At 40.7% G+C, this 10,453-nt stretch carries 8 protein-coding genes and 1 pseudogene; all 9 read left to right on the top strand.

The window, feature by feature from the left end; all coding sequences use genetic code 11:
- The 9 genes and pseudogenes from AC27JL_RS04290 to AC27JL_RS04330 all read left to right on the top strand — a co-directional run bounded on the left by AC27JL_RS04290 (position 1) and on the right by AC27JL_RS04330 (position 10,097).
- Positions 1-417 carry a hypothetical protein gene (locus AC27JL_RS04290; RefSeq protein ID WP_487194891.1) on the top strand — a complete coding sequence of 139 codons (417 nt, stop codon included), beginning with the start codon at positions 1-3 and terminating at the stop codon, positions 415-417.
- Between the two features lie 4 nt (positions 418-421).
- Complete coding sequence (locus tag AC27JL_RS04295; protein ID WP_487194892.1) at positions 422-1,573, top strand: hypothetical protein; 1,152 nt, start codon at positions 422-424, stop codon at positions 1,571-1,573.
- Positions 1,566-2,597 carry a DUF2169 family type VI secretion system accessory protein gene (locus tag AC27JL_RS04300; RefSeq protein WP_487194893.1) on the top strand — a complete coding sequence of 344 codons (1,032 nt, stop codon included), beginning with the start codon at positions 1,566-1,568 and terminating at the stop codon, positions 2,595-2,597. The genes AC27JL_RS04295 and AC27JL_RS04300 overlap by 8 nt, the downstream gene beginning before the upstream one ends.
- On the top strand, positions 2,587-3,483 hold the full coding sequence (locus tag AC27JL_RS04305; protein WP_487194894.1) for a hypothetical protein: 897 nt from the start codon (positions 2,587-2,589) through the stop codon (positions 3,481-3,483). The genes AC27JL_RS04300 and AC27JL_RS04305 overlap by 11 nt, the downstream gene beginning before the upstream one ends.
- Positions 3,483-4,559 (top strand): DUF4150 domain-containing protein, encoded by a 1,077-nt coding sequence (locus AC27JL_RS04310; RefSeq protein WP_487194895.1) that lies wholly within the window; start codon positions 3,483-3,485, stop codon positions 4,557-4,559. The genes AC27JL_RS04305 and AC27JL_RS04310 overlap by 1 nt, the downstream gene beginning before the upstream one ends.
- 1 nt (position 4,560) lies before the next feature.
- Positions 4,561-7,797 carry a hypothetical protein gene (locus tag AC27JL_RS04315; RefSeq protein WP_487194896.1) on the top strand — a complete coding sequence of 1,079 codons (3,237 nt, stop codon included), beginning with the start codon at positions 4,561-4,563 and terminating at the stop codon, positions 7,795-7,797.
- A gap of 9 nt (positions 7,798-7,806) precedes the next feature.
- Positions 7,807-8,796: a hypothetical protein gene (locus AC27JL_RS04320; RefSeq protein ID WP_487194897.1), complete on the top strand. Its 990-nt coding sequence runs from the start codon at positions 7,807-7,809 to the stop codon at positions 8,794-8,796.
- Positions 8,797-8,932: 136 nt separating this feature from the next.
- Entirely contained in the window at positions 8,933-9,091 is a 159-nt protein-coding gene (locus AC27JL_RS04325; protein ID WP_487194898.1) for a hypothetical protein, read from the top strand.
- Positions 9,092-9,125: 34 nt separating this feature from the next.
- Positions 9,126-10,097: pseudogene (locus AC27JL_RS04330) on the top strand (transposase).
- Positions 10,098-10,453: the final 356 nt, after the last annotated feature.

Here is a 10,453-nt window from a genome sequence, read left to right on the forward strand (position 1 = left end):
ATGAGTGCACAAGTTAAAAGTATTTTTAATGATCAGCAAATACTTGCGTTAGTGAACCGTGTTGACCGTTTAGGAAAGGTTAAAGCCGTTTTGATAAACAATGTAGCCCATGAAATTATCGCGCAGGCTGCACACATAACACCATGTAAAACTAACGACACCGTACTACTCACTCATACCTCACAAGGGTTTGTAGTAACGGCGGTATTGGCAAGTGAAGACCAAGCCCCTGCGGCACTAATAAAAAACAGCGAAGGGCACATCACAATTGAAGCGCAGCAAAGCATAACGTTGCAAACAGCTAAGGGCCTAATAGAAATATTTGCTGACGGTACTATTGTGCTCGAAGGGCAAGATATAACGGCAAACAGCGAGCAAGACCTAACCTTGGCTGGTTGGCCAATTAGGCTTAACTAACGCTATGTTTGCACAGGTCACCAAAGTTAAACAGCACAAACAACGTTTAACCACATTACTAAAACATAAACAAAAATTGCAACAGCAAGGGGTGTATTCGCTTGCGCGTTTAAACGTGATTGAAAGCCAATTACTTAACCACTTATACACATTAAGTGACTTAAAAAGTGAAGCGCCAACAGATTACTTTTCGGGCAAAAACCTTTCTGAGGTTAGCACACTAACGCTCGATGAATTTATTCAACTTGCGCTTAATAATGCAGAACACAGCGATATTTACACCCTACTTATACAAACGCTTAATTTTGAACACACTCGCAATAGCGACGAAACGTTTGACGAGTTAAAGTCGACAGAAAACTTGGGTTACTACACCTTATTAAAGTATTTAATAAGCTACTGGCAAATAAGTGAAAACAAAGCACTGCGCAATAGCCTTATAAGTGAAAAAGAAGTTCTTGATAAAAGCATAACTACCTTACTTTTTTCCCAGTCGTTGGGGGAGGCAGAGCAAAACAGCGCCATGCTGCACCCCAATTTTAACATTGCGTATGCCGCTTTAGTGAATGCGTATTGCACTAAAGCTGACCATGTATCAGACATGTTATTTAAAGTATTTGCAAAAACGAGTGATGACTCACACAAAGCTAAGCTACTTGCATTAGCTGGCTTTACTAACGATCCCCGCTGGGACGAACCGTGTTTTTTATTTTGTAAAGCCAACCCAGACCAATGTGAATATGTATTAAGCCACTTTGTTTATAAGCGGGCACTGCCTCTTTTTATTAATTTAATGGCGCAAGGGGTAACCCAAAAGCCAGCTTACGCTGCATGGCTAACCATTACCAATCGTGAGCTTGCAAAAGCAGACAAAATGTCAGCAGTAAATACGGGTATAGCCCCTCAAAGCGGCTTAAATTTAGACGATGCAGAACACGCAAGGCAAGCTTTTGCGCTCACCCCAGGAGAGCAGTTACTCAATGGCATAAGCTTTACAAGCAGCAATGCCACTCAGCAGTTAAAAGGCCTGGGTGGAACAGTGGTACAACGTGTTTTAGCTACACATTATGAGCCCCAACAAGCGTGCGCTTTATATCATTTATTACTGAGTGCCAATCAATGGCAGCAAATTGTAAAGGAGACTACAAATGCTTAATAATTTCTCTCCTTGGCAGGCTAGCTTTTTTGATGGCTGGTTGCACGACCGCACGCAGGCTAAAGTAGTGCTTGTTAAACAAAACTTTGAGTTTGACGAGCAAGGTAATGTCACACCAACCAATCCGGGTGACGAAATAATATTAGCAGATGATTATTACAACGAGCCCGATAACTCATCACTTAGTGAAGTAAACGAACAGGTTGCATTTAAAACGGGTTTTGAAGTGTATGGCAACTTTACAGCCTATCCGCCAAAAGTAAAACAAGCCCGCGTAATAGAGGTGGAGCTTGCTCTTTATGAACATACAAAGCCCCTGTTTAATAAACGTTTACGTGTTACAGGCACGCGCTTTTGGAAACGCTCATTGTTAGGGCCCGTTGCCACAGACCCACTCATAATTAAACCAACGCCTGTTGATTACAGCCATGCATTTGGTGGCAAAAACCTCAATGACGATACCGACTACTTACTAGAAAACCCATTAGGCAGCGGTTATAAACTAAAAAATAAACACGCGGTAGGGCAGCAATTACCGTGTATTGAATATGCAACAGCGCTTTTACGTAAGCCAAGCCATACAACACCGGTTGCCAGTTTTTCGGCCATTCCATCGCATTGGTCACCCCGGGTAGAACTTATACCAGAAATAGATCAAAAAGCACTTATGGCGGGTAACTACCCATTTAAAACGCAGCTTAACGAATTTTTTAATAACACCGCACCGATAGATCAGCGGGTAAATAAAAAATTTACACAAGGCTGGGCTTTTACACTATCGGGTTTGTATCCACTGCAAGAATATGGCCAGCAACAGCGAGTAAACCTTCCTTTTGAAGAGCCCATAGTACAAATTGTGAATACATTTAATAGGCATACATTGGCCATGCACTGCGACACACTGGTTATTGACTCAGACTCTCAGCAGTTTTCTTTACTATGGCGAGGGCATATTGATGCAATAAATGTTGCAGAAAATAGCCAAATAATTGTGGCAAAAAAGGAAAGCAACAATGACGTTTGATGTACTTTGCCACATAAATGCAACGGGATCCGCTGCCAGCAGCTTGTACACAGCGGTTGCAAACCAAATGCTGTTTTCTAAACCAAGCAAAGCGCTAATACGATGCGACATAAGCTTAGATGCCCCATACATAATGGTCGAAATAGATGAACTAGCTCAGTTAGACAGGCAAACTAAATGCCTGCTTTTATTAAGCCAATTACTCGAACATATTGATATACCCACGCTTAGGCAAACGTCGCGCATTAGCCAAATTGTGTTTGTACTCCCTCAAGACGAACTAGGCAACCCTGTTATCGATAACGACACACTCGCTGAACTACTGTCTGACGTGATTTTGCAGCAAGTGCCCGACTTTAACCAAACTACAACGCTTGATTTAAAAAGCATAGCGCCCGATACGCTCATAATTGCAGTAGATTCGTGTGTAAGCTACCAATATGTAAGTAACCAGGCCAAAAATAACGCGGTGCAAGTATTAAACGGCCCGCCTGGTATTATAAATGGTGAAGGTGGATACGCATTACTAACTCATTTACAAGGCAGCCTTAGCGCACAATTTTATAGTGGTGAAATAAACGAGCAGCTCAACCAAGCACAGGCTTGCGTTAATAATACTTACCTATTTGCAGGTAAAGACTCGTTAGCATGGCAAAAAAAATGGTTTGCAAATACACAAACATTCTATAGCCCAGAAGACGAGCTAATAGAACTTGCCAATTTAAATAATACGATTGGCTATCAGGGTGTTGCAAACGACCCTGCAGGGCTTGCCCTCGCAAATAGCTATTTAAATAACCCACTAAATAAAGGGTTACCGCATGTTTTTTTATTATTTAATTCACCCAGTGATCAATTAATAAAAATTTCAAGGAGTGAAACTTAATGCCCTACATTAATGCAATGGCAGGTAAACAAACAGGCACTGTGCAATACGATATTGATGCACTCACAGCCGATGTACGCAGCGGTGGCTCTGTAACATGGCGACACAATAACCCTACTTTATTAGGGTTAAATAATAGCGCCCGAAGTAATGGCGCGTTAGGAAAAGCAAATGGCATAGCCATATTTGAAGACAGAGCCAGCGGCGACGCCGCATTTTTAGCCGAAATTGGCCGCCCCAAATACCGCGAAAAAACACTCGGTGAAATGGTTAATACCTTCATACCCGACTACATAATTCCACCCCCACAATGGGATAGCCAAAAAAACGAGCCCATATTGCCGTGGAATGAGTCGCAAACCAATATGGATGTTAATAAACCCATTACCAATGCCCAAGCATTTTTAGATTTAGTATCAAGCCACCTAGGTTGGGAAGCCGGCACTCAAGCGCAATTAATTAAAGATTCGCAAGCGCAAGCCGCGCAAGTGGCCACCGTGTCTGGTCAAAATGTATTAATTAATGGCCGAACGGCAGTACACACAGATAGCGGCGGAAAGTTAACCACTATTGATGTGTGTTTAACCACCGTGGGCACAAGTGTTATACCTATTCCTTACGCAAACAAAGCGCAAACAAGCGATATTACAAGCGTAGCAAGCTCAGTAAAAATAAATGGTAATGGCGCGGGTAATATAAAAAGTTACTTTTCGCAAAGTAGCGGGGATTCACCCGGCGATAAAAAAGGCATTGCAAGCGGTACAAACGACGGCAAAGCCGAGTTTATATTAGGCTCATTTAATGTGCTGATTGAAGGTAAGCCCGCAGTACGCCAAGGCGATTTAATGATATCAAACGCTAAAAACACCCCACCTATGCCGCTAGCGCAATCAGGTGGCGCATCACCAAGAGGGTTAAGTGTGCAAGTGAGGGATTTAGGCGCAGAAAGCGAAGACCCAGCAGAGGCTGTTTACAACGTGAATGCACCATCCAGTTCTGAATTATTAGGGCAAGGTCATTTTGAAGTGTCGCAAGGCGGGCAGAAATCTTCACGCATGTTAAATCAAGGAGAATAATTTGACGGTACAATATGTTCATAAGCCTAAAATTGCTGATGATACGCAACAGTGTGCGCTTGATTTAAAAATGCCAACTTTAGGCGGTGAAGTCTGTGTGATCCCGTATGGCCAAGCCGCGACTCAAAAGCAATCTGCCCCTAAACAAATGGTAGAGTTGCCAGATTTAGTGGCGGTCGACTTATTGGTGTTTAAGGATCCAAGCCTTGATAAAAGTAAAGCAGGTAATGCTGAATTTATTCCAATGTTTAAAGGAAAAGATAAACTGGGAGAAAATGAGGCCATTGGTTATTTTTATATATTTATAAATGGATTTTTATGGCGTGAAGTAGCCGCCTTACCACAAGGTGCATTAAGTGAGGTTGATTTAAGGCTATATCACGACAAAAACTTTCGCTCGTTTAATACCGCTAATGCATTTGAGTTAGTCATTCCTACTAGAGCTATTGGTTTATTATCTACAAGTACAAGTGCTGATGTGCCCGATTTACAAATTGCATTTTCGAGAGTGCAATGGTCATGGGATTATATAAACAAAATGGGCGGCATGTGGCCAAGCGATACTCGCTTTGATAAAAGCCCTCAGTTATCAAAATGTGAAAACATAAATCAAGCAACGGATAATCGTGCGGCGCGGATGCAATCTATCGACCTAACGAGTGCCCCAAGCTGGGCAAGTATAGAGAATATGGGGGCACCAAATAGTAAGCCGTGTATTTATGTTCATGACTTAGTGGGTATTGCGCAGTCACAAAAATTGGATGCTGACTATGAGCTACACTTGCTCAAAGAACATCAAGCTATTTTGCAGCGTAACCCATTTTACAAATCAGCAATGCTTGCCCATCAGTTGTTTTTAAATGAAAAGCTATGGGAAACCAAGCTCACAACCCCTCCTACAGGAAGGCAAGTTGAATACCCAACATTGGTATTAAAAGATGAGCAAAGTGAACAAGCCCGTGATGCTGGTCGACATTTATCACCCGACGAGCTAGAAAAATACTTAGTTGGTTTAAATCCTGATTGGATCATTGAGCGCTTAGATAATTACATTACAGCACGTAAACATTTACAAGGCTTACATGAGTCGAAATGCAGCCAATCAGATCAACCTTTTAGTAATATATGTTCGAGTAATTTAGTTCAGTCACCTGCTAGCTGGCAAGCCGTAATGTGTGACTTTTCCACGTTATCACCTTGCGGGTATCCGTTTGCATTTGAGTTTTGCCATGAGCAATTAGCAAGCTTAATGTTACCCAACACACTCATACCGGCATTTATACCCGCGTTAACTAATGACACTGAAAAACAGCGGCTATCAAGCGAATTAAATGAGTTATTCAATAACGGTAAAGCTTATAACGAGGGATTAGTGGGGGATGACAGCTCTTGGCTCAATGTACAGTTTTGCCCAAATGATGACTTATACGGGCAAAACTTAAGTGCAGCCACCGCAGATGAAGATAAAATAGGCCAAGAGCTCGGGGCTTTTGATCCACGAAAGCTGCAACAAGAGTTAAAAAATGCTGAGCTAAAACAACCAGACATTCCAGCACTTTTTGTAGAGTCTCGATTGCTCTCGGTTATTGAAAAAATTCTCTCAGAAACACTCATGTATTGGGAACGAATTTTTAAAGAACGAGCATTTGCAGGGCGTGAGGAACGCTTATTTTATGCCCGAGTAGGCTCATTAGCTAAAAGCTTTGACGTATCACCACTGCACGATATTCAACTTCATGATATGGACGCTGTGCCCAGTGATAGAATGATCATAAGTATGAGCTTTGTGCGCCACCCGCTTATTGAAAAAATAAAATCAACGAAAGGGCGAGCTGCGCTTAAAAATGCATTAGCCAGTATAGCAAAAGGTAAGCCCGTTAATAGCAACCAGCTGATCACCATTGCCCGCGAGCTCCATATGGATATGCACCCAGAAGGGGCGGCTCAATTTAAAACGCAAAGTGGTCAGCCTTATATGCTCAAACAAGTACGCGCAGAAATATTGCAAATGCTCAACGAGGTCAATGATATTCAAGGCACGTTTAAAACGGTATCGGGTACTGTAGGTAAAGTACTTACCGCTCCCGCAGGCGATACTCCAGCAAGTATTATATATGAGCATAACCGCGATTTAGACCCTGCAGTGGCAGCCCGAATGGTCTCACCAAATAATTTTGGTAAAATGTGGTTTGAAGCAAAGCGAGGCTCATCAATTGCACTGCTCGCTTTAACAGGCATAACCGCCTATTACATTTACGCAGAATATGAAAAGGAGTTTGAAGGGAAAGATATACTTTATAAAGGACTAAAACATATTGCTGTAATAGGTGGAGTTATCGCAGCCGTTGGCTCTGTATGGGAGAATTACTCATCAGCAGCAGGGAATAGCGTTTTAACAAAAGCAAGGCTGGAGACGGCAGCTTCTAAGGTTGCTAAATTTGCTAAAGGTGAGGTTAAGTTTACTTATTTAAGAACCTTTGGTGGCATTATGGGAGTGTTCATGACTGGCGTGCAAATGGCTGATGCGGTCGAAATGTGGAATAAGCATGACCGAGATGCCGCAACAGTGAATATGGTTGCCGGTATGATGGGCATGACCTCGGCTATTTATGGTGCAATATTCGTAAGCATGGGCCCCATTGGCTGGGGGTTATTTTTAGGCAGTATTGTCCTCTCAATTGTAGCGGTAAGCCTAATGGATACTGAAGCTGAAAAGTGGTGTAAGTTTGGCCCATTTGCAAAAAATAAAAAAGGTATATGGCTCGGTGATCATGGTGCTGAGTATAATGATTTTTCAAATCCAGATAGTTACCATAAATTTATTGTGGCAGTGTTGTTTTCACCCAAAGCGGATTATACCGAAGTCACTAAAAATCAATACACAGTAGAGGTGAGCATCCCTAACTTTATTAAAGGGGAGTCAGAACTCGCACTTAAATTTGGCTACAAGTTAAAAAACCTGTTAACCCCTCATAGTGTTGAGAATAAAAATTATAATTATACAGGCGTTACAGGCATAAAAGAATACCAACCAGTGCATGATGAAAAGGGGCAGCTTATTAAAGCGCTATATACCATTAACATTGTTTTTGATAACCCAAGGCAGCTACTTAAAATCGATAAGGTAAGGCCGTTCCCAGAGCTAAGATATGATAAAAACCTCACACTACCGCTTAATTTTGAGGCAATAGCAACACCAATCGAGAACCCAAGCTATCCAAATCCATGGATTGTATAAAGGAGTATTATGAGTATATTGAAATATTTGGGTGGAGCTCTACCTAGAAAAACAATCTTTAATCAATTTTTCAAAAAAGAACTCGACTTTGAATTAGAAAAGAAATTTAAAGGGGTGTGTTTATTGCATCACTGGTTATTTGAAGAAAAAAAAATATATTTAAATGATTCACAGCGTTTTCAGGTACATTCATGCGGTAATGATGGTTGGCGAGCGTTAACTTTAGGACCCATGTTTTTAGGCTTTGTTGGGAGTTTAGTTGTTGCTTTAGATATTATGCTAATCCCATTTCATGGAGAGGAGGACACTTTTCATTGGTGGTTACTATACTTAGTGCTGGGCTGGAACTTATTATTTTTAAACCTTATGCCGGTTTGGGGGAGAATAAGAACACCTAATTTAGCCTATTTTGACCGCAAAACAGGTAAAGTGGGCTATACCTTCGATATTCCTGGTTGTGACGAGCGGGATGAATTTGGTAATTGCTGTTTTGATTGGCGTGATATGAAATGTGTATTGGTAAACCAAAGCACCGACCAAGGAGGTTCTCGTGCCTTTTTCCCGGTGATATCGCACAAAGACAGAGATAAATACCCAGATACCAAAATGACCATAGTGGTCACTGAACTTGCACAAAACCCTATCTATTGTTTGTTGTTTTGGGAGCGCCTAGTGCGTTTTATGGATAATACCAAGCCATTACCTGACATTCCAGAATACGAAGGCTACAGGCACCTTGACCCAATTACCGCTGAGTTTGATACACACAATAATCGCCCAGAAGTGTATTGGCGTGATATGAGCTTTAAACAACAAACCGAAATATATGATGAGCTATATGCTGAGGCATACAAAATAGATTGGTATAACGATGCCCCCCAGCCCGAAATCACCCAGCCGTGGCAACGCTGGACAGCCGAACCAGAGCGTAAAGAAACACTTAATTGGAAATACAAAGCCAAGCGGTTATTTATCCAGCTAACCTGTGGTTTACCGTAAATAGCCATTCTTAATATTGACCTTTAACAATCATAAAAGGAATTCAAACTTAGTCGTTATTCATCACCTAAGTTTATTGTTACTCTAGGGTTGAGAAATGGTGAAATGCAAAGCAATGATAGTAAAGGAATAGAATATGCTTGAGCAGTATGCTGAAACAGCTTACAGAGGTAAGCAAGATGAAAAGTTCAGAAGTGAAATTGCGACAGACGAGCGTGACTCTATGTATTGCCGCTATTACAACAATAAACTAGACACCCATCCTAATTTTACAGTTTGGCAAACTAAGTACTAGGCTTTTATCAGTGCAAAAATAAGCAGGGTGTCTTATGGCAATTGCAAGAAAGCGTCAAGTAAGTTTAGTTGATACAAAATATTATCATTGTATTTCACGGTGTGTTCGCCGCGCATTTTATGTGGTGAAGACCATTTTACGGGGAAGTCTTACGAACATCGACGAGGCTGGGTTGAAGATAAGTTACTTGAATTAGCGAAGGTATTTGTATTGATGTATGTGCTTATGCCGTAATGAGTAATCATACGCTCTTAGTCTTGTATGTAGATGATAAGAAAGCCAATAGACTGAATGACAAAGCGATTGTTATTCGCTGGCATAAGCTTTGTAAAGGTACGTTGATTACACAAAAATACATCTAGGGCGAAAAGCTAAGCCAAATAGAACTCATATTTTTAATCAAACAGTCAAACAATACCGCGAACGTTTATCAAGTATTAGCTGGTTTATGCGATTATTAAATGAAGACATTGCGCGCAAAGCAAACAAAGTAGATAACTGCACAGGCCGATTCTGGGAAGGTCGCTTTAAATCGCAAGCTTTATTAGATGAAGCTGCACTTGAAGCATGTATGGCGTATGTAGACTGAAACCCCATTAGAGCGAAAATGGCTAATACTCCTGAAGAATCGGACCATACCAGTGTTCAAAAGCGTTTAACAAGCGCAACAGAAGGTAAGCAACCTAAACAGTTACTGCGCTTTGCAGGTATGTCGCGTCAAATAATGCCAAAAGGGTTACCGTTTGAGCTTAAATCGTACCTTGAACCTGTTGAATTAACAGGACGTTGTATACGAGAAGATAAGCGAGGGTATATTGAAAGTACATATTTGCCTTTACTAGAAAGAGTGAATATATCGCCAGAAAACTGGTTAAAACTCACAACCCAATTTACACATGTATTCCATAGTGCAGAGGGGAGACCACCCTCACAAGCCGGCTACTGTGAAAATTTAAATAGAAAACGGCGAGCGAACACCAGTAAATGTGAAAAGCTACTCGCATAGACTTAAACTGCTCAGTAAAAGTATTTAGTAATAAATCACAACTGCATCATGCAGTTATTTTCGTGCATGTAATTTAGGTTTAACAGCGGTAATGTTTTATTTAATGAGTTAAATGAAAGAAATAGATAAGGAAAGGTAAGTTTTTAACCTAAAAAGTAGATCTTATGGCATAGTTAAGGTTGCACAATTAAAGTGGCTGTCTAGTTTAATTTCCTTCATTTAATAGATAGTTTAATAAGTAAATTTTATTTTTATGTAGTATTACTTTTACTTTTACTTTTACTTTTATTATGATTAATCTAATTCATGGAATGATTTTTATTTTAATAAAAAATTCAATATGTACTAAGGATGGT

It is taken from the genome of Pseudoalteromonas sp. 4NS20-0020, from assembly GCF_057554385.1.

Excerpts from the sequence above, each read along its gene's own strand:
- AC27JL_RS04305 (WP_487194894.1), top strand. The coding sequence starts at position 2,587 with ATGACGTTTGATGTACTTTGCCACATAAATGCAACGGGATCCGCTGCC.
- AC27JL_RS04310 (WP_487194895.1), top strand. The coding sequence starts at position 3,483 with ATGCCCTACATTAATGCAATGGCAGGTAAACAAACAGGCACTGTGCAA.
- AC27JL_RS04325 (WP_487194898.1), top strand. The coding sequence starts at position 8,933 with ATGCTTGAGCAGTATGCTGAAACAGCTTACAGAGGTAAGCAAGATGAA.
- AC27JL_RS04320 (WP_487194897.1), top strand. The coding sequence starts at position 7,807 with ATGAGTATATTGAAATATTTGGGTGGAGCTCTACCTAGAAAAACAATC.
- AC27JL_RS04295 (WP_487194892.1), top strand. The coding sequence starts at position 422 with ATGTTTGCACAGGTCACCAAAGTTAAACAGCACAAACAACGTTTAACC.
- AC27JL_RS04300 (WP_487194893.1), top strand. The coding sequence starts at position 1,566 with ATGCTTAATAATTTCTCTCCTTGGCAGGCTAGCTTTTTTGATGGCTGG.
- AC27JL_RS04290 (WP_487194891.1), top strand. The coding sequence starts at position 1 with ATGAGTGCACAAGTTAAAAGTATTTTTAATGATCAGCAAATACTTGCG.